The organism is Terriglobia bacterium, assembly GCA_036496425.1.
Lineage (GTDB): Bacteria > Acidobacteriota > Terriglobia > 20CM-2-55-15 > 20CM-2-55-15 > 20CM-2-55-15.
Map to the genome: position 1 here is coordinate 22,681 of DASXLG010000241.1, position 18,956 is coordinate 41,636.

At 56.8% G+C, this 18,956-nt stretch carries 14 protein-coding genes and 1 tRNA gene; 9 read left to right on the top strand and 6 right to left on the bottom strand.

Translation table 11 applies throughout. The features are described 5' to 3' along the window. Positions 1–65 precede the first annotated feature (65 nt). The 5 genes from VGK48_17060 to VGK48_17080 are packed head-to-tail and all read left to right on the top strand — an operon-like array spanning position 66 to position 4,443. Positions 66–1,382, top strand: a complete 1,317-nt coding sequence (locus VGK48_17060) for an ankyrin repeat domain-containing protein (GenBank protein HEY2382888.1) — start codon at positions 66–68, stop codon at positions 1,380–1,382. Beyond that, positions 1,379–2,212: a DUF4159 domain-containing protein gene (locus VGK48_17065; protein HEY2382889.1), complete on the top strand. Its 834-nt coding sequence runs from the start codon at positions 1,379–1,381 to the stop codon at positions 2,210–2,212. The genes VGK48_17060 and VGK48_17065 overlap by 4 nt, the downstream gene beginning before the upstream one ends. A gap of 25 nt (positions 2,213–2,237) precedes the next feature. After that, positions 2,238–3,014, top strand: a complete 777-nt coding sequence (locus VGK48_17070; GenBank protein HEY2382890.1) for a DUF4159 domain-containing protein — start codon at positions 2,238–2,240, stop codon at positions 3,012–3,014. A gap of 35 nt (positions 3,015–3,049) precedes the next feature. Then, positions 3,050–3,325: a MoaD/ThiS family protein gene (locus VGK48_17075; protein HEY2382891.1), complete on the top strand. Its 276-nt coding sequence runs from the start codon at positions 3,050–3,052 to the stop codon at positions 3,323–3,325. Continuing rightward, on the top strand, positions 3,322–4,443 hold the full coding sequence (locus VGK48_17080; GenBank protein ID HEY2382892.1) for an exo-alpha-sialidase: 1,122 nt from the start codon (positions 3,322–3,324) through the stop codon (positions 4,441–4,443). Before VGK48_17075 ends, VGK48_17080 begins: the two co-directional genes overlap by 4 nt. A gap of 437 nt (positions 4,444–4,880) precedes the next feature. Here VGK48_17080 and VGK48_17085 read toward each other — a convergent pair whose 3' ends face one another. The 4 genes from VGK48_17085 to VGK48_17100 all read right to left on the bottom strand — a co-directional run bounded on the left by VGK48_17085 (position 4,881) and on the right by VGK48_17100 (position 9,564). Next, positions 4,881–5,384 carry a hypothetical protein gene (locus VGK48_17085; GenBank protein ID HEY2382893.1) on the bottom strand — a complete coding sequence of 168 codons (504 nt, stop codon included), beginning with the start codon at positions 5,382–5,384 and terminating at the stop codon, positions 4,881–4,883. A gap of 168 nt (positions 5,385–5,552) precedes the next feature. Beyond that, positions 5,553–6,299 carry a glutaminyl-peptide cyclotransferase gene (locus VGK48_17090; protein ID HEY2382894.1) on the bottom strand — a complete coding sequence of 249 codons (747 nt, stop codon included), beginning with the start codon at positions 6,297–6,299 and terminating at the stop codon, positions 5,553–5,555. 1 nt (position 6,300) lies between these two features. Further along, positions 6,301–8,313 (bottom strand): dehydrogenase E1 component subunit alpha/beta, encoded by a 2,013-nt coding sequence (locus VGK48_17095; GenBank protein HEY2382895.1) that lies wholly within the window; start codon positions 8,311–8,313, stop codon positions 6,301–6,303. A gap of 87 nt (positions 8,314–8,400) precedes the next feature. Next, a complete protein-coding gene (locus VGK48_17100; protein ID HEY2382896.1) occupies positions 8,401–9,564 on the bottom strand; it encodes a DUF763 domain-containing protein in 1,164 nt (387 codons plus the stop codon). 59 nt (positions 9,565–9,623) lie between these two features. Here VGK48_17100 and VGK48_17105 point away from each other — a divergent pair, with 59 nt between their 5' ends. Beyond that, positions 9,624–9,965, top strand: a complete 342-nt coding sequence (locus VGK48_17105) for a rhodanese-like domain-containing protein (protein ID HEY2382897.1) — start codon at positions 9,624–9,626, stop codon at positions 9,963–9,965. Here the strand turns inward: VGK48_17105 and VGK48_17110 are convergent. Then, a complete protein-coding gene (locus VGK48_17110; protein ID HEY2382898.1) occupies positions 9,952–10,494 on the bottom strand; it encodes an Hsp20/alpha crystallin family protein in 543 nt (180 codons plus the stop codon). The two genes, VGK48_17105 and VGK48_17110, sit on opposite strands and share 14 nt — an antisense overlap. A gap of 86 nt (positions 10,495–10,580) precedes the next feature. Here VGK48_17110 and VGK48_17115 point away from each other — a divergent pair. Further along, a tRNA-Ser gene (locus tag VGK48_17115) sits at positions 10,581–10,667 on the top strand. Positions 10,668–11,453: 786 nt separating this feature from the next. Here the strand turns inward: VGK48_17115 and VGK48_17120 are convergent. Further along, complete coding sequence (locus VGK48_17120; protein HEY2382899.1) at positions 11,454–15,359, bottom strand: carboxypeptidase-like regulatory domain-containing protein; 3,906 nt, start codon at positions 15,357–15,359, stop codon at positions 11,454–11,456. Positions 15,360–15,529: 170 nt separating this feature from the next. Here VGK48_17120 and VGK48_17125 point away from each other — a divergent pair, with 170 nt between their 5' ends. After that, the gene (locus VGK48_17125; protein HEY2382900.1) at positions 15,530–16,225 is read left to right on the top strand and encodes a hypothetical protein; all 696 of its coding nucleotides are present in this window, start codon (positions 15,530–15,532) and stop codon (positions 16,223–16,225) included. A 48-nt stretch (positions 16,226–16,273) separates the two neighbouring features. After that, positions 16,274–18,805 carry a hypothetical protein gene (locus VGK48_17130; protein HEY2382901.1) on the top strand — a complete coding sequence of 844 codons (2,532 nt, stop codon included), beginning with the start codon at positions 16,274–16,276 and terminating at the stop codon, positions 18,803–18,805. The last annotated feature ends 151 nt before the right edge of the window (positions 18,806–18,956 follow it).

Consider the following 18,956-nt stretch of genomic DNA (forward strand, 5'->3'; position numbering starts at 1 on the left):
CAAAAGGGCTCCTGATGTGCCTTTTGTGGCTAATTCCCTCTTTCGCTGCGGACCTTCGTCCACCCTTGGTAGATGCCGCAAAAAAAGGCGATCGCGAGGCCATCCGCTCTCTCCTGAAACAACCCGGAGCCAATGCCAACATCACCGAAGCCGACGGCACAACCGCCCTGCACTGGGCGGCCTACCACGACGATCTCGAAACGGCCGATCTGCTGATTCGTGCGGGAGCGAAGGCCAATCTCGCCAACGATCTTGGCGCGACGCCGCTTTGGGCAGCCTGTGAAAACGGGAGCGAAGCGATGGTCAAGCGCCTGCTGGCAGCCGGCGCGAATCCCAATGCGAAGCTGCTCTCGGGCGAAACCCTGTTGATGATTGCTTCCCGGACCGGCAATCCCGCCGTCGTCGAGCAGCTTGCCGCGAAAGGCGCTGAGGTCAATGCGCGGGCGGCGCGCAACCAGACGGCGCTGATGTGGGCGGTCGCGCAAAAGCATCCGGAAGTGACCAGGGTGCTGCTGGCGCATCATGCGGACGTCCACGCGAAATCGGACGCCTGGGATTACGTCATGGCGGTCTCGCCGCACGGTTATCTCGAATACAACAAGGCGATTCCGCATGGCAACGACACGCCGCTGCTCTTTGCGGCGCGCGCCGGCGATCTCGAATCCGCGAAAATGCTGGTCGCGGCAGGCGCCGATGTGAATGAAGCCGATGCCTGGGGCATCAGTACCACAGTTCTCGCTGCTCACGCCGGGTTCCCCGATGTGGTTGCGTTTCTGCTCGACAAGGGCGCCGACCCGAACGCCGCCAAGGCCGGCTTCACGGCCCTGGACGAAGCCATCATGCATCGTGACGAGCAAATGGTCACCGCGCTGCTCGATCACGGCGCGGACGCCAATGCGCCGTTGCGCACGTGGACGCCCACACGGCGAACCTCCAAGGATTACAATTACGATCCCGAGCTGGTCGGAGCGGCGCCGTTCTGGCTGGCGGCTCGTTTTACTGAGCCGAATGTCCTGCGCCTGCTGTTGAAGCATGGCGCCGATCCGCATTTCGTCCATCACGGCGATAAAGTCGTTGAAGGCCGTGGCGGCAATCCATTCGAACACCGCAAAGATGTCACTACCCCGCTGATGGCGGCGATGGGGATCGGCGGCGGCGCCGCATGGATCGAGATCGAGCGCGCTCAACGCGAAGCTCTCGCCTTGGAAACTGCCAAACTTCTGGTAGATTCCGGTGTCGATATCAATGCGGCCAATACCGACGGCAGAACGGCACTTGACGGCGCCCGCACACTGCGGTATCAAAGCGTGATTCAGTATTTGACGGATAAGGGCGCCAAGGCCGGCACTGGAGCAGGCCGCGGGGCAAGGCAAACCAGATGAAGAAAAAGATTTTGATCGTTGCGGTTTTTCTGCTCAGCGTATCCGCCTTCGCCCAGTTCGGCGGACAACTCGGCGGACGCCGTGGCGGCGGTTTTGGAGAAGGGGCCACGGGCGGACAATGTCTGGTTCCCGGCTACAGAGGGACCGGCGAAGAAGACCTGCCCACTCCCCGCAAAATGGAGAAGCTCGGTTTTGTATATGCCCGGGTCCGCTATCACCTCCAGCCGTTCTGGCGCGGCGAAGTCCCCTGGCACCACGACTATCCGGACGGCGACACAATGTTTCCGACATCCCTCGGCCGCCTCACGATGACCGATACGGATTTCAACTCGTTCCAGATCGTCGATATCGACAGCAAAGAACTATTCAAGTATCCGTTCGTCTATATGTCAGAGCCCGGTTTTCTCGATTTACTTCCGGCCGACGTCAAAAATCTGCGGGAATATCTGGATCGAGGCGGCTTCTTATTGATGGACGATTTCCGCGGAAACGAGTTCGACAATTCCCAGTTCGAAAATATGCATGAACAGATCAGGAAGGTCTTCCCGGACCGTGAGATGGCGCCGGTGCCTCCGACGCATCCGATCTTCCACTCTTTCTATGACATAGAGCCCAATAAAATGCTTCCGCCTTATCGCATGTACAACTCCGGCGAACCCCAGTTCCTCGGCATTTCGGATGCAAAAGGTAACCTCCAGGTGATGATCGATTTCAACAACGACATCAGCGAATACTGGCAGGCTCTGGATACCGGTGCGTGCTCCATTCATGAGGCCGGGGTGGCCGTTGAACTTGGCGTCAATTATGCTGTTTACGCAATGACGCACTAGAGTTAAGGTTGGTTGAGTAACTCTTTTGAAACGTTTCCTCATTCTGCTTGTTCTGGCTCTACTCTGCGCAGGTCCTGCCAGGTCCGACTGGTACGAACCGGAGCCGGAATTTGTCTATGCCCGTCTGCAGTGCACGAACCGCCTGTCTGAAGCTTGGTCAATCTGGCCGAATTACTTTCCGGACAATCCACCCTGGCACCACGACTATCCGTTAGCCGATGAGTTTTTCGTCGGGTTGATCCATGAACTTACGGGCGTAAGAGTCTCTTCAAAGTCCTACAAAGTCGTCCGCCTCGACAGCGATGAGATCTTCAAGTATCCCTTTATGTATTTGTCCGAACCGGGATTCCTGGACCTGACAGACAAAGAGGTCAAAAACCTCGGGGAATACATCGGGCGGGGCGGGTTCATCATGGCAGATGATTTTCGTCAGGCAGGCTACGTTTCAAACGTCAATGAACTCGAAGTGTTGCGTCACTACTTGAAGTTGGCGGTCCCCGACCGCGAGTTGGTGCGGCTCGACATCACTCACCCTATTTTTCACTCGTTTTACGACATCCCTGACCTGAATATGGAGCCTCCTTACGGAAATACGGCGGCGGATCGCGCCCTGGGCCGTAATTTCTTTCCACAGTTCTGGGGAATGTCCGACGAAAAAGGCAATCTGCAATTGATCGCCAACTACAACAATGACATTGGCGACTTCTGGAAGTACCTCGACAAAGGCGAGGCGCCTCTTCAGGAAAGCACACGGTCGATCCGGATGGGCATCGACTACGTGATGTACGCCCTGACCCACTGATCCCGCCCAGAAATTCTGCTAAACTACCGGCTCCCATGGCGACGGTGCGTTTCACCCAGAACATTCAACGACACGTTTCATGCCCGACGCGCGAGGTTTCCGGATCGACGCTGCGCATCGTGCTCGATGCGTATTTTCAGGAGAATGAACGCGCCCGCGGATACGTCCTTGATGAGCAGGACCGGATCCGGCAGCACATGGTGGTATTTATCGACGGCGAAATGGCCCGCGACCGCGATTCCCTCAGCGATCCGGTAAAGCCGAATTCGACAATCGACGTGATTCAGTCATTATCAGGAGGTTCGATATGAGCGATCGTTGTTACATTGCGACAAGAAAAGGGCTGTTTACCGTGGATCGTGGAGCATCCAAATGGTCGATCAGCCACGCCAATTTTGTCGGGGACAATGTCACGCTCGTATTGCACGACCATCGTAGCGGCAACCTGTTCGCAGCGTTGAATCACGGACACTTCGGAATCAAAGTGCACCGTTCGACAGACCGCGGTGAGACCTGGCAGGAGATTTCGACGCCCCAGTATCCCGCCATGCCCGAGGGCTACACTCCCAAGATCATTCCCTTCATCAACAAGCCGCTCGACTGGTCGCTGAAATTGATCTGGGGCCTGGCCGCGGGCGGAGCCGATCAGCCCGGTCGGATCTGGTGCGGCACGATGCCGGGCGGACTGTTCAAATCAGAAGACAACGGTGATTCCTGGGAACTGAACCGTCCGCTCTGGGACCATCCGAAGCGCGAAGAATGGGGCCCGAACGGCGCGGAGTGGCCGGGGATCCATTCCATCTGCGTCGATCCGACGGATTCGAAGCACGTCAGCGTCGGCGTTTCGACCGGCGGCGTCTGGATCACACGCGATGCCGGAAAGTCCTGGTCGTCGACCGGGGGCGGAATGCGATCCGAGTATGCTCCGCCGGAGCAGCAAGGCGATCCGAACGGCCAGGACGTTCACTGCCTGGTTCAATGCGCCTCAAGCCCCGGCACGTTCTGGATTCAGCACCACAATGGAATCTTCCGGTCGACCGACGGCGCCTCCTCATGGACTGAAATCGAGGACGTGAAACCGTCGGTGTTCGGATTCCCGGTAGCCGTTCATCCGAAAAACCCGGACATTGCGTGGTTTGTGCCTTCAACGAAGGACGAAAAGCGATGCCCCACAGATGGACGCGTCGTGGTGAATCGCACGAGCGACGGCGGAAAGACATTTGAAACGCTGCGCCGCGGGCTGCCGCAGGAATACGCCTACGATCTGGTCTACCGCCACGGCCTCGACGTCGACGAATCGGGAAACCGGCTGGTCTTTGGCTCAACCACCGGATCGGTCTGGATCAGCGGCGATGGAGGCGATTCCTGGCAGACCGTTTCGTCCAATCTGCCGCCAGTCTATGGCGTTCAATTCGCCAAAAACTCATAGTGCCGGCGGTATGAGGCCAGATCCGGCCTGGAGCAGCGCAGCGTGAAAAGAACTCTCTCGAAGGCTTCCGGAGATGCCCACAACTACAGGCATTTCATGTGTTTAGCACATATTTGACGGCCCGTAAATTTTCGCCCCGACTCCGGGGTGTCGTTTAGGCTAAGATAGGCCCGCCTGAATCCTGAATCCCAAGCGGATCCCGTTTTCAGGCGATCTGCTTTAAAGAGGTCTGTTTTCGCGTCATGAAAAACCTAACGCAAAAAATAAAAACAAACGATCCGACGAAACCCATCTGGTGCGCGCACTGCTACGTGCGGATCGCGCCTTCCGAGCGGCATGCCGTAAAGAGCGGCAAGACTTATCATCAAGGTTGTTACTCCAAACTACACGATAAAGACCGGAATTCAGGAAACTGACGGGAGCCCGAACACCTGATCTTATTGCGGGGGATCTCGCGTGATCGTCGTCGCATCGAGGTCGCCGCCGCTGCCGTTTTTCGGCGTTCCGGCGACGGCGATGCGGTCGCCGACGTGAAGATCGGTAAACGTGAGATCCGCGTTCGCCAGCTTGATGACGGTGTCCTTGCTGACATAAACCTTGTATTCCTTAGGCTGACCGGATTGCGAACCTGAGCGCGATCCGCCGGTGTTGCCTCCGGGATAGCCGCCGCGCCGCCGCCCGCCGCCGCCGCCGGGAAAGCCGACACCGCCGACACCACCCCCGCCTCCGCCGCCCTGCCGGCGTGTGTTGCCGTTGTTGCTGGGGTTACCGCCCGTAGCTGCGGACTGGATGTTTCTAACGGTCAGCATCTGCTTCTTTGCGTCAACCTTCGTGATCTCCGCAGTGCCGACAATCTGCGCCTTATCGCTGTTCTTGTCCTGCGCGGACGCCGGAATCGCGAACAAAACTACTGCGCTCATCGAGATGAGCCATCGTTTCATATCGATTCTCCTCATCAACAGCCATTATAGACGTCCGCAAAATCAAAACAGGGAGATTAGTGCCGCAACCAAACTTCTTTAGCCGCAGATGACGCGGATGACGCACATGGGGCGCAAAAACGAACTTTTGAGGCGCCCCATCTGCGTCATCTGCGGCTAAAACCTTTGTTACTTCTTCGGGACGAGCTTAATCTCGAAGAGCTTCGGCCAGAGCTTCCCCGTGACGAAGAGCCGGTCTGCAGCGGCGTCATAAGCGATGCCGTTGAGCACGGCATCCTGGTTGGTTCGATCCGCTTTAGGAAGGATGCCCGAAAGATCGATCCATCCGAGAACCCTGCCGTCGGCAGGCGAAATCCGTGCAATCCGGTCGGTCTGCCAGACATTGGCGAAGATCTCACCCTTCACGAATTCGAGCTCGTTCAGTTCCGTTACCGGCGTGTTTCCGTCCTTTACCGTGATGCGCCGGATCTCTTTCAGTGTGGCCGGATCCCAGACGCGAATCTGGGACGTGCCGTCACTCATAAAGATCTGTTTTCCGTCGTTCGTGAGGCCCCAACCTTCGCCGGAATACTGAAAGCTTCGCAGCACAGTCAGCTTGGCCTTGTCGTAGACGAAGCCGGTGTTCGACTGCCAGGTGAGTTCGATGAGTTGATTCCCGACCAGCGTGATGCCCTCGCCAAAAAACGGCTGCGGCACGTCGAAAATCTGGAGGACACGGCCGGTGGTCAGATCGACCTTACGAACCGAGGAATGGCCGGGAATACCGGTGCCTTCGTACAGGAATCCGTCACGATATTCGAGGCCTTGGGTGAAAGCGTTTTTGTCGTGAGGATAGGTGTTGATCACGCGGTACGAGTATTGCGGCGCGGGAACCAGCCACAAAAGGCAGGAAAACAGCAGTTGTGAAATCGGCATTTCAGTATTCGAGAAGTTTCGTGACCTGGCCCCGCAGATCGTCCACCGACGGCAGCACTTCTTCTTCGAGCGATACGGCAGACGCCACGAAGGAGTCTTTTGCGCCGACGCGAAGCACCGGCGCATCGAGGTGATCGAAGCAATTTGACGCAATGCGCGCCACCACTTCCGCGCCCCATCCCATGGTTACGGCATCTTCGTGAAGCACGAGAACACGGTTCGTTTTCCTGACGCTCTCAAAGACCATTTCATCATCCATCGGCACGATTGTCCGGAGATCGATGACTTCGAGGTCAAACTCATCCGCGATCTCCAGGGCAGTGTACACCGTCGCGCCCCAGGTTACGATGGTGGCCGCATTTCCAGCCCGCCGGATTCTGCCTTTACCGAACGGGACAAGATAGTCCGCGTTCGGTTCACGTGCTTTGGCCGAAATATGCCGGTACAGCCGCTTGTGTTCAAGGAACAGGACCGGATCATCGCATCGCGCAGCCGTTTTGATCAATCCCTTCGCGTCTTCCGCATTGCTCGGAAAGACGATGTACCAGCCGGGCGTATGCGCGTAGATCGCTTCGACACACTGCGAATGAAACGGGCCGCCTTTGATGCGGCCGCCACAGGCCATGCGCACGACAACAGGGTCCGACCACATGCCGTTGCTGCGCCAGCGCAGCGTCGGAATTTCGTTCCGCATCTGCATGAAGCCCGGCCACGAATAATCCGCGAACTGGATTTCGACGATGGGTTTGTAGCCGTCGATCGCCATGCCTCCGGCGACACCGACGATGCTCGCTTCGGAGAGTGGCGAATTCTGGACGCGGTCGGGATAAAGATTCGTGAGGCCGCGCGTCACACCGAATACTCCGCCCTTGGGATCCGCGATGTCCTCTCCCCACATCACAATTTTCGGATTGCGCTCCATTTCCTCGCGCAGGCCGCGATTGAGAGCCTCCACCATGGAGATCGTATCTTCCGAAACATATCCGGGCGGTTTCTCTTCGAAGAAAGGCGTGCGGTCGCTATAGATGTGCGCCGTCACATGTCCGGTTTCCGGTTGTGCCGCGGCGTCGGCTTCATCGGCCGCCTTGCCGACCTCTTCCTGAATGCCGGCCCGCATTTTGTCCATGTCCTCACGGGACATGATCCGATGTTTGAGCAAATACGTCTCGGTTTGCGCGATCGGATCACGCTCGCGCGCCCGCGCCAGTTCTTCCACACTGCGATATTTGGTCTGGTCATCCGAAGACGAATGCGATTCCAGCCGCACGACCTCGGCTTCAACCAGAATCGGTCCTCCGCCCTCTCGCATCCGTTCGATCAGCGGCGGGAGAGTCTGGTAAATCGACTCGTACCAGGTGCCATCCACGTGGTAGCTGGGAAGCCCGAAGCCGGCCGCAATGCGATGAATTTCCGAACTCGTCTGGGCGTTTTGAGGAACGCTGATCGCGTAGCCGTTGTTCTGTATGAGAAAAAGAACCGGCAGTTCCTCACGGGTCGCCCAGTTCACGGCCTCGAAAAACTCGCCTTCACTGGTTGCGCCTTCGCCGGATGAAACGTAGACAATCGCGTCGCTGCCGTCTTTGCGGAGTGCCTTCGCCATGCCAACTGCAGGCAGATACTGCGTGCCGGTACATGCGGTTTGAGAAACCAGATGCAGTTCGCGCGATGAAAAGTGCTCCGGCATGTTGCGGCCGTTCGAGCTGGAATCGCCTTCCCGGCTGAGCATGTGCAGAAAAATGTCTTTCATCGGCATGCCGAGGGCATAGGCGATGGCCTTCTCGCGGTAGTACGGAAAGAACCAATCATGGCCGGGTTGCATCAGCATGACCGTTCCAACCTGCACTTTCTCGTGACCGCGGGTTGAGGCAAGAAATGAAATTTTTCCCTGCCGGGTGAGGATCTTCAGGCGTTCTTCAACGTAGTAAACGCCGAGCATCTTCCGGTAGAGTTCCCGAATCACCGCATCGGGCACGATCCGGTGTTCGGCGCCTTCCTGTAAGTCAGCTGTTCCCATAGACTTCCTGCTCATAACCCCCGTCCTTCATGCGATCAGGATAATCCCAATATATGTTTGGACGGCACTTTCGCCAGACAAGCGGCGTTAATCGAAGACACTTCGGCCATCAAGCGCAGCAGAAATCTTTTTCTCATGCGCGACCGCGGCTTGGAAATCCGCGTGCGGATCGCAGCGCTGCTCGACGACGCGCACGAAACGATGGAGGCGTTCGAACCCGCCGATCTTGTCGGTATCTCCGAGTTTTGCGGCATCGAGCGCCGATGAGAGCACGGACAAGGATTCGTCATAGGTTTTCAGCGGAACCGGAAACGGATGGCGGTCCTTGCCGCCCAGGGCAAACGAAAACCGCGCCGGATCCACGAACCGCGCCGGCGCTCCGTGTACGACCTCGGCAACCAGAGCCAGTGTCTGCAAGGTTCTCGGACCGAGCTTTTCGAGCAGTAGAAGTTCGGCGAAATTGTGGAACTCGCGTTCATAAGCCACAGCCAGGACAGCGCCAAGCCGCTTGAGATCCATATCCGAAGCCCGCACATCGTGGCGGGTGGGAACGACGAGACGGTACGCCTCATCGAGAGTCTCCACCGGTTTCTGACGGACGATATCCAGCAGCGCAAGCTGCGCCGGCCCGGCATGGCCGTCGACCAGGTTCATGATCTCGCCTTGCGGCTCGCCGACGATGCCGGTATGGGGATCGGCGGTAAAATCCCGAACCGCTGGAGAATGCCAGTGATACCGCCGCGCAAGACCGCTCGCGTCATTCATGCCCTGCTGCACGACCGCCCACTCGCCCTCAGCAGTGATTACAAAATTGTGCAGATAAATCTGGAAGCCGTCGGCGATGGCATTGTTATCGATTCTTGCCGTAAGCCGGCTGGTGCGGACCAGCGCCTCGCCGTCGAAGCCCTTGCGTTCGGAAATCGATCGTAATTCGTCCGGCGTATTTCGCGAATGCCGCCCGCGGCCGCCGCAAATATAGATGCCGAGTTCGTCTGCGCGGCCCTGAAGCCCGCGCTTTAGCGCGCCCATGACGGAGGTTGTAATACCCGAAGAGTGCCAGTCCATTCCCATGACCGAACCAAAGGCCTGAAACCAGAACGGATCGCTCAGGCGGGAAAGGAACTCGGAGCGGCCGTAACGGACAACGATCGTTTCAGTAATCGCTGTGCCCAGTTTCGCCATGCGGTCGGCCAGCCACTGGGGCACACGGCCGCCATGCAACGGCAGATCTGCAGTGCCCGAACGTTTCATAGGAAAGATTTTAGCCGCGGATTGGCCCTTAAGATGCGGCAAATCCAAAGGAGGTACATATGGCTTCCAACCGAATATCGCCCGATGAAGCAAACGCCCGCGTGCTGGCCGGTGAGCCCATGGTCTTCGTCGACGCTCGAAACGCAAAGGACTGGAGCGAGTCCAGCCGTAAAATCCCCGGCGCCATCCGAATCACTGCGGACGATCTTCCAGCCCGGCTCGATGAAATCGATCGCGATGCAACGGTCATCACCTATTGCACTTGTCCGAACGAAGAATCCAGCGTCGCGCTGACTCAGGTTTTCAGAGATAACGGCTATCGCGCCTTCGCGCTTCGCGGCGGCTTCAACGCCTGGGCTGCGGCCGAGTACCCGCTGGAACGGAAACTCAAGGCTGCTTAGACCGGCTCTTTTTGGCCGGAGCTTTGCGCATCGCCGGAGCGCGCTTCGGAGGCTCCTCCGCGCTGCCTTGTTTGGCTGCGCTGACGTGAACCATCCCCTCTTCGAAATCAACTTTCACCGTGTTGACGTCGATGGGCTGCGGCAACTGGATCGACCGGAAGACCGTCGCCGACTTGAAATCGCATAGATGGACAGTCCCGCTCCCGGCATCATGCTGATGCGTAAATTGCGACTTCAACAGGATCTGGTCTGAGGTCACCATGATATTCACGTCGTCCGGCTGGACACCGGCAACCGCAAACTTCACATCGAACATCCCATCGCGCTCGAGCAGTTCGACCGGCGGCACGGAAATAACTTCAGATTCCGCCGCAATCCAGTCGTATAACTCATGTGCATCGGGCGGCCGCCTGTGGGAAAGCTCGAAGGCACGCTGGCGGATGCGGGCCTGGATTTCTTCGGTTTCAGCGGTGATGGGATCGTTATTATCCAGAACAACGAGCTTGGCAGACTTCTGATCTCTTTTCATGCTTCACTCCGTGTTCGATCACGAAATACTAGAATAGCAAAAGATTTTCCCGGCGTTTGCGGCTAGAATTGGGTGCTTGTTCTTGCGGAGAGGTGCTGGAGCGGTTGAACAGGCCGGTCTCGAAAACCGGAGTGGGGGTAACTCCACCGTGGGTTCAAATCCCACCCTCTCCGCCTTATTACTAGTATTGTCAATAAGTTGTTGAATCTAGAATTCGTCCCACAGAATATCGCGATCAGGAAGCTAAACGGAAAGTTCGTATCACTGCAAATGTGCGATTGCAGCCTTTGCGATTGCGGCCTTAGTCGCAGTCTCCGCTCTTCGCTTCCTCTACGCTTTAAAGATCTGCGAAAACTCTTTTTTCAAATAAGTAGCGTCTTTTTCGAATAAGTTGCGTCTTTTTCAAATAAGTGGCGTCTTTTTCGAATAAGTCGCTGAACTTTTCAGTTTGTAGCTGCTTTTTCAAAACTTAAGCGTCTTTTTTTGAATCGTCAGTTATTGTTTTGAAAAAGACGCTGAAGATTTGAAACTTCAGCTTCCTTTTTCGAATAAGTGGCGTCTTTTTCAAATAAGTCGCTGAACTTTTCAGTTTGTAGCTGCTTTTTCAAAACTTAAGCGTCTTTTTTGAATCGTCAGCTATTGTTTTGAAAAAGACGCCGATGATTTGAAACTTCAGCTTCCTTTTCGAATAAGTGGCGTCTTTTTCAAATAAGCCGCTGAACTTTTCAGTTTGTAGCTGCTTTTTCAAAACTTAAGCGTCTTTTCCTAACTGACTCCTTCACTAACCCGATCGACTCGAACTCTGGCTGTTTTGATAGCACACGGGGAACAGCGGAGCACCAGTCCGCCGGAAGTTAGTTAGTAACTTAACTTATGTTCCGACTTCTCAGTTCGTTGACGAGAGACCCAAATAGGGGCGGTCCATGGATGTCTATTGGACCGCCCCAAAATAAGAAAAGTCAGAAGTTGATCCGGGCGCTGAGGATGAACCGGCGGGCAGCCGAAGCGCTGGTGATCTGTCCGAAGGTCGTGGAGTCGATATTAACTGTGGGGGCGCCGAAGTTCGCGTGGTTCAGGATGTTCGTTGCATCCATGCGGACCTCAAACGATTTGCTTTCGGAGATCCGGATTCGCTTGATCAGGTCGGCGTCCAGCGTAAACCTGCCCGGGCCTTGGATCACGTTGCGCCCGAGCGTTCCGACCTGTCCGGGTTGCGGATTAACCAATACGGGATTGCCTTGAGCATCGGTGATCGCGAAGTTGGTGTAACGCGTGTTCAAAGAGTTCGTCGCCGTGACGCCGGCGGCGCCGGGATCGGTGATCTGCTGGAATCCACTGAAGTAGACAACCCCGTTAGAGCGTTTGGTCACCTGGCCGGAGCTTTTCGGAAAGTTCCCGACCAACATGGGAGTGGCGCCTGAGGTCGTTTGCCAGATGCTCGACACCGGCGCCGTAATCGAGAGCGGCGAGCCGGAAGTAAAGCCCATGATGGCGCCAAACTGCCACTGCTCCACAAGACGCTGGATCCAGCCGTTGGAATTGGCGAAAAGCAGCCTGTTGGGTCCGAACGGCAGTTCAAAAGTACCGTTGCTCGTCACGGCGTGGGTCCGATGGAAACCGAGCACGGCCTTTTCGAGCGCGAGATTGTTGGGATTGCGTGGCGCAAGCGTCCCCTGTTCGGTTTCGAGGCTGCCGATCGTCCGGCTCCAGGTATACGATGTCTGGTTCGACAAGCCGTGCGACAGCCGCTTGGTCACCACGACTTGCAGCGAATGGTAGGTCGAACTGCTCGGGTTGCCCTCGATGGTGGCCTGCGCAAACTGCGGATTCGTGACCAGCCAGTTCTCCGGGAAGACTCCGCTGTTGCGGACGATTCCGCCACCGCTGCCCGCAATTACCGTGGAGTTATTGGTCAGATAATCCGCGAGCTGGCCGATGTTGCCGTTGGCGAGAAACACGCGGGTCGCCGTGGAATTCCGCAGCGCGGCCGATCCGGTAAGCGTCGTTCCATTGACGGTGCCACCGGCGCCCGGCAAGCTCAGTCCATTCAGCAGGAGGTTGAACAAAGGAGAACTGCCTCCGGCCCGTGTCGTGTTGAACGCCTGCAACAACGTTTCCCCGCCAGGAGCTGTGGCGTTAATATTCTCGACGTTGAGCGGAATCCCGCCGAACAGCTTCGTGCCTTTTGTTCCGACGTACGAGACCCTCAGCGAGGTGCTTGCCGACAGTTTGCGGTCGATTTCGAAGTTGATGTTCTGAATATACGGCGCCACCCGATGAGCCGCGAAAGCCGAAATACTCTCGGCCCGCGTTCCGTCGATAGGCGACGGCGTGAGCGGAGGAACCGCATAGGGCAGCGGGAAGCTTACATTGGTCAGATCCGTATAGGTGTTGGGTGTGACTGTTGCCCCAAGAGTTCCCGTACCGGTAAACAACCCCGGCAGCGACCCAGCCACCGAATTGATGCCGCCAGGAACGTTCTTCAACTCGCCGCCCGTGTAGCTGATGCCGTAGCCGGCGCGCAACACGGTCTTGTCCTTTCCGAACCACGGCACCGACCAGCTGAAGCCGAGCGCCGGCGCCAGGTTGTTCCAGTCGTCGTTCCGCAGCTTGATGTTCGGATTCGGGGAGTCCTTTCCGACAAACTGCACGCGCGTCAGGTTGGCGAGACCGCCGCAGGAGTATCCGCACAGGTTCGCTGCGCCGCCGACAGGCGCTCCGAGAATGCCGTTGGCTTCATAGGGAACGCCAAACCATTCCCAGTGAATGCCGAGATTCATGGTGAGTGAAGATGTAACTTTCCAATTGTCCTTGAAGAAGCCGCTGAATTCGTTGGCATGGTAGTCGAAAAGTTTCAGCGTAACGCCGTTCTGATAGCCCAAAAACACAGGGTTCTTGGAACTGCGCACGACGGCGCCCTCGCGAAGCGTCCCGACGGATCCGGACAAGTCATACAATAGATTTGCCGCCAGAGTCGCATTCGTTTGCGTCAGACCGGTAACGGTGACGTTAGTGGGATTCGGACCGGCGCCGAAGATCGCCTGCGGCGTGAAGTTGCTGTCGTTCCAGCCTTGCGAACGGTCGCGCCGGTATTCCGCGCCCGCTTGGAACGCGTGTTTGCCCTTCGTCCAGCTGATGTCATCGGCGTAGCTCCAGAGCGGGCTGATCGAGCCGCGCGTGGAACCGTCCCCGGCGCTCCAGTTCAGGATGTTCGTGCTGGGAATCGCCGAATTCGTCGTCGTCGGCTGGAACGGGATACCGTTCACGACCGGAAGCAGTGCGAAAGCCTGTTTCGCTGTCGGATCGGGCGAGGGACCGTCTGCGGATCCCTGCCGGCCCACGTACCACGGCGCCCAGCTGGCAATTGACGTTTGGCGCAATCCGACGCGCACTTCGTTGAGAAGAGTCGGCGAAAGAGTCGATGTGAACGAAAAGTCGTACAAGCGGGGCCATTTGTCGTTCTGGCCCTGGTAGCCGCCCGGCCAGATGGGAAGGCCGGCCTGCGAGGTGTGATCCAGTCCGCGCTCCCAGGTGTAAACGAAACTGAGTTTATTCGCCGAGTTGAAGTTGTGATCGACGCGCAGGTTGAGCTGGTCGCGATTGTTCTGGTCGTAGGAGTTTCCGTTCGCCATGTCCTGGCCGCTGATGCGCTGCGTCCATTGATACCCGGCCGTGTTCAGGCCGTCGCCGATCGTCCAGTTGTTCGGCATCGGCATATTGGCCAGCAGCGTCTTCTGTACGAAACCGGTCGGATCGTAAGTCGGCCGGTTCGCATCGAACGTGAACATATTGATCGTTTTCAGGTCCGCCGCGGTCTGGCCGGCGGGCGGCAGCGGACTCCCGTCAAAGTTGACTGTCCGCACGGGAGAACTGGCGTTTCCGTTGTTCGCGTTCGCAAAGTAACGGAAGATTCCCTGCCGGGCCTGCGGCGTCAGCACCTGTCCGATCACCAACTGCCTGGCCACATCCCTCTGCTCTTCCACCAGAAAGAAGAAAAATGTCTTGTTCTTGATGATGGGGCCGCCCAGGCGGCCGCCGAACTGGTTGCGGTTTTCCCAGTTGGCCGGCGTGTGGTTGAAGTTGTTGAACCAGTTTGCCGCATCAAGCGCAGAGTTCTGATTGGTCCAGAACGCGCTGCCGCGGAACTGATTGGTGCCCGAGCGGGTCGACATCTGCACCTGGCCGGAACCACGGCCGGCTGCGGCGTCCACGGTTGCCGTCTCGACGCGGACTTCTTCGACGAGATCCGGGCTCACATAGGTGGATGCATACGTGCCCTGATCGTAACGCCCGTTGCTGACGACAAAGCCGTCGCGCGTCATGTTGAGGGCGCTTGTCCGGCCTCCGGCAAAGTACCCGTCGACGGAACCATCCGACGGGCCCGTTCCGGCCGTTATATTCACCAGATCCATCACATTGCGGCTTCCCAAAGGAAGGTCGCGGATTTTACTGTCCGGAAGCACATCGCCTACCGATGATGACGATGTCTCAATCTGCGTATCGGCTTCAGCAGTGACTTCAACAGCCTGCGCAACGGTGCCGACCGACAGCTTGAAATTCAATCGCGCCTGTTGCGACAAGCCAAGCGTCACATTATTGAAAGTCTGAGTCTGAAAGCCGGTAAGCTCCGCGCTTACTTTATAGTTTCCAGGCTGCAGGCTGGCAAATTGATACGAGCCGGACTCGTTGCTGATCACGGTCGTCACAATGCCGGTTCCGGTGTTTGCCGCGGTGACGGAGACCCCCGGAATCAAGGCGCCCGACGAGTCGGAAACGGTTCCGCCCAGCGTCGCGTTGCTTGTTTGCGCGAATAAAAATGCAGGAAACAGAAGAAACAGGATCGCAAAACACGGGGATCTTTTCATTGGTCTCTCCACATATCGACAAGTTGCCTGAATATTACCGATTCGCATTCTAATCGAGAATCAAAACCCTTGTTGCATTAGTCCACTCTGAGGGAGTAGAAAACCTTTCCGGACGTCGTTTCATATGGCCGGTTTTGGGGTGGCCACCGAGGAACTGGCAGGAGGAAGAAATGCCTGATAAAACGATCGCGACCAATTCGACCCTCAGGACAAAGTATCTGAATCTGGTTAAAGAGGTATTCGGCCGCTATCGCGCCCAGGTGGTGAGGGAGTCCGATTATACGGAGCAAGATCTCGGTGATTTATTCGTTATGACGAAGCCGGACGATGATAGCGAGGCACCGCCGCACGGCACAGTCGTACTGATTCCAGAGATCCACGAAGATTCGCACGAGGAGATCTATACCCCGGCAAGCCAATTGGCCGGCGTCATAATGTCAGCAGGGGCGGCGCTCAGCGTCGGGGTGGAGGAGCCGACATACCCGGACCACCATTCATGGCTTCCAAATGTTGCAGCCGACAGCAAGCATCGCCCCGACGTGATCGCGAATAAGAAGAAGCTGTTTGAAGCCGAGCCGAAGGCCCAGGCTGGCGTAGCGTACCAACTGTACGTGCTGCAAGTGGAGAAGGCCCCCAAGGCACCGGCATTTGTGTGGCACCGATTCCCGGCAGAACCCCGGAGGACACATCATGTCAACCGCAATGACGATGCAGTCAACACGGACATGGCGCGGTTGATTGACGAGCAGGCGGCAGCGGATCGTATAATCGTTTACCCCGTAGGTGCATACCACCTCGGCAGCGTCCACAATAAGACGTCATTGCTTCAACGCCTATCCACATTGGGATGGGAGCTTGAATTTTAGTCATTGTAATGGAGTCGACTCTTTCGAGTCTGGCTGCGCGGCAACGAGATGAAGGCCAATCCGGAAGAAACACACGATAGTCCGGTCAGGATCTATGAAGGGGCATCCCTCACGGTCAAAGGCGAGGTTGCAGCAAACCAGGCGGACCTTGTCCAGGACGTCACGTTCAAGTTCTACATCGACGGGAAACCGAATACCGACACCGATAAGACCATATCCATGTCGGAGGGCACAAAAGGCGCCTCTGGAGCCGTTACCGTCACGCACACACTGAATGCCCCTGTCGTACCGGACGATAAGGACTTCTACACTCTCGACTATCACGTCTTTTATAACGTCAAGAACAAAGCCGGCGATACGGAACCGCGGGAAACCTTCGCCGTCAAGAAGTTCGAAGTCCTGCCCAGAACCGCTCAGCTCAAGGTAACTGCAGCGGCAGATGGCTCTGCCCTGGGAAACTTTCAATTCAAGGTGCTTCAAGGCGGGAAACAGTTCGGCGGCATTCAAAGCACATTCGTGGTGGACACCACGAACGCCAAGGGGGACACGATTCCATCGGGCTCCGCCGAGTTCAATCTGGATTTGAAGCCGGGCTTCATCATCGTCCAGATGAATCCGTGCGAAATCACAGAGCAGACGGTCACGACCGGACGGAAGAGGGAGGCCAAGGGCGAGATCAAATTCAAAGCCTGTTTTGTGATGCCGAAGCAGGGGAATGTCCAGCAGTGGGTCAATGAGCCTTCGGAAAATCATGGACAAACCGGACTGGCCAACGAAGTTGTCATCACCGTCGGTGTCGATGGAGACGAGGACCGCCTGCTCAAAATCGCCAGCGACAAAACCGAAGTCCACTTCCGCGTGACATTTGGACCGGACGATACGGAACAAGTCAAGAAAAGCGCCCGAAACGACCCCGCTTTTCCCACGAAAGTCGTGAAGGTTTCCGACACCGATACGACAGCGACAATCGAAGAAAAGACGGCCAACACAAAATACGAAGGGAAAGTGACGTTACCGGGCGGAACCGGCTCCTTCAAAGTCCAACTTGGGGTCGCCGGAGGTGATACCTGCCTGGTCGAGATTGCCGGATCGGATAAGTTCCTGACGGATGCCAACATACTTCCCGATCAGACACTCCGGTTCGAAAACTGGCGCCGCATCTATTACGAGTTGATGGTGAATTACTCACTGACGCCGCACGTGTTCTCGAGCGAATATCTGGATGAGGAGCGGGAGGTAACAAAGAAAGAGGCCGAGCAGGGCGGGAGAATTAACCTCGGCTATGGCGCCACTGCCTCTGGTACCTATGACAGCAGATTTCCACAAAGGAATTGCCTGCTCTGGAGCACGAAACTCCGCATGCAGGATCTAGGCAAACACCTGTTCATCGAGTTTGAACATGCGGGAACTCAGGTACCCCTCTTTGACAAGTCAGACGCGACAACAGTAACCAGGAAATTTCTAGGTTTGCCGGCCGAAAGCGACAACGACCCCGCCTATGTTCTCACCGGCTATAACTGGCGGGAATTGCCCAAAGAGCACTCCTGGTTCGCAAGAAACCCGGGGAGGACGCTCTACATGACTCCGTGCGATGCCATGATGCTGTGGCGGAAAGAGACCAAAGAGCCGCAAGCCGCCACGAAGGATTACAGCGGCACTCTGACCACTGCGACCGATTTCATCGATATGGAAGAAACGTTTGGCGGACGGTTCGTGCCGGTTTCCGGAGATGATGGAAACGATAGCATCACCGAAATCTCCTGGGTGGCCGACATCACAAAGGATGCTGTCGGCGCGCCCAGTCTCGAATTCAAAGAAACCCGTTTCGAAAAAATCGGCACTTATGCGTCGACAATGGAGGCCTCGATCACGGACCTGTCGTATACGTCTATCCTTGTCGATTTCCAGATAGTGGGCGGTAAATTTTCAGCCGATGGGATCGCAGCCTACACCGCCCACATTGGGAATTATCTCAAGACTATACTGTCGGATCCCGACTCGATCATCGCGAACGGACGCAAAATCACTCTCAACATCACTTTCCCGAAAGACACGGGCTCGGGGGAAGATGCATGCGTCAAAGCGCTCAAGGACAAATTTACGGAAGCGCTGGCTTCGAGCGGGGCAACTTTGCCCCATCGCGGACTGGACGATAAAGGCGCCCCTCGAACCGGCATATTGTTTCTTCATCAGATTACCGACGACAAAACCACTTCACGCAGGTGGCGGTACAAGCTTCCCGAATTCGACCAAGACGGCTTGCCCGGTCCAGGTTCATTTGTCGGACCGCTCGTTAACAGCACACAGTGCCCCATCAAGATCGACTTTTCTGTACAGCCTCACCAGTCCGCTATAGGGGCTGCGGACGGCAAGCTGCTGGCATGGGTCTACAGGCCGCCGGCGGGCGACGTGAATCTCCGGCGCCTTATACTCAGGTCTTTCGCGAAGATAAACGATGACAAACGGATTGCTCCGGGGCACAGCGACGGCAATCCTGGAGATTGTCTGGCGACCGGCGACGTGCTTTGCGATGCCTGCGCTGCGTTCGGAAGATCGGTAAGACTGGACCTGATACCGTGACGCATTAGCGCAGTGCCTGCCCGCCTTGCTTTCCCGTCGGCTGCCCGTCTTTCAGGACCATCGTGCCGTTCACAAATACATACTTCATGCCGGACGCAAGCGAGGTGGGATTGAAAACCACAATATCGGCGGGCGCCCCCTTCTTCAAGAC

Excerpts from the sequence above, each read along its gene's own strand:
- VGK48_17120 (HEY2382899.1), bottom strand. The coding sequence starts at position 15,359 with ATGAAAAGATCCCCGTGTTTTGCGATCCTGTTTCTTCTGTTTCCTGCA.
- VGK48_17130 (HEY2382901.1), top strand. The coding sequence starts at position 16,274 with ATGAAGGCCAATCCGGAAGAAACACACGATAGTCCGGTCAGGATCTAT.
- VGK48_17075 (HEY2382891.1), top strand. The coding sequence starts at position 3,050 with ATGGCGACGGTGCGTTTCACCCAGAACATTCAACGACACGTTTCATGC.
- VGK48_17095 (HEY2382895.1), bottom strand. The coding sequence starts at position 8,313 with ATGGGAACAGCTGACTTACAGGAAGGCGCCGAACACCGGATCGTGCCC.
- VGK48_17100 (HEY2382896.1), bottom strand. The coding sequence starts at position 9,564 with ATGAAACGTTCGGGCACTGCAGATCTGCCGTTGCATGGCGGCCGTGTG.
- VGK48_17110 (HEY2382898.1), bottom strand. The coding sequence starts at position 10,494 with ATGAAAAGAGATCAGAAGTCTGCCAAGCTCGTTGTTCTGGATAATAAC.
- VGK48_17080 (HEY2382892.1), top strand. The coding sequence starts at position 3,322 with ATGAGCGATCGTTGTTACATTGCGACAAGAAAAGGGCTGTTTACCGTG.
- VGK48_17065 (HEY2382889.1), top strand. The coding sequence starts at position 1,379 with ATGAAGAAAAAGATTTTGATCGTTGCGGTTTTTCTGCTCAGCGTATCC.
- VGK48_17105 (HEY2382897.1), top strand. The coding sequence starts at position 9,624 with ATGGCTTCCAACCGAATATCGCCCGATGAAGCAAACGCCCGCGTGCTG.
- VGK48_17085 (HEY2382893.1), bottom strand. The coding sequence starts at position 5,384 with ATGAAACGATGGCTCATCTCGATGAGCGCAGTAGTTTTGTTCGCGATT.
- VGK48_17125 (HEY2382900.1), top strand. The coding sequence starts at position 15,530 with ATGCCTGATAAAACGATCGCGACCAATTCGACCCTCAGGACAAAGTAT.
- VGK48_17090 (HEY2382894.1), bottom strand. The coding sequence starts at position 6,299 with ATGCCGATTTCACAACTGCTGTTTTCCTGCCTTTTGTGGCTGGTTCCC.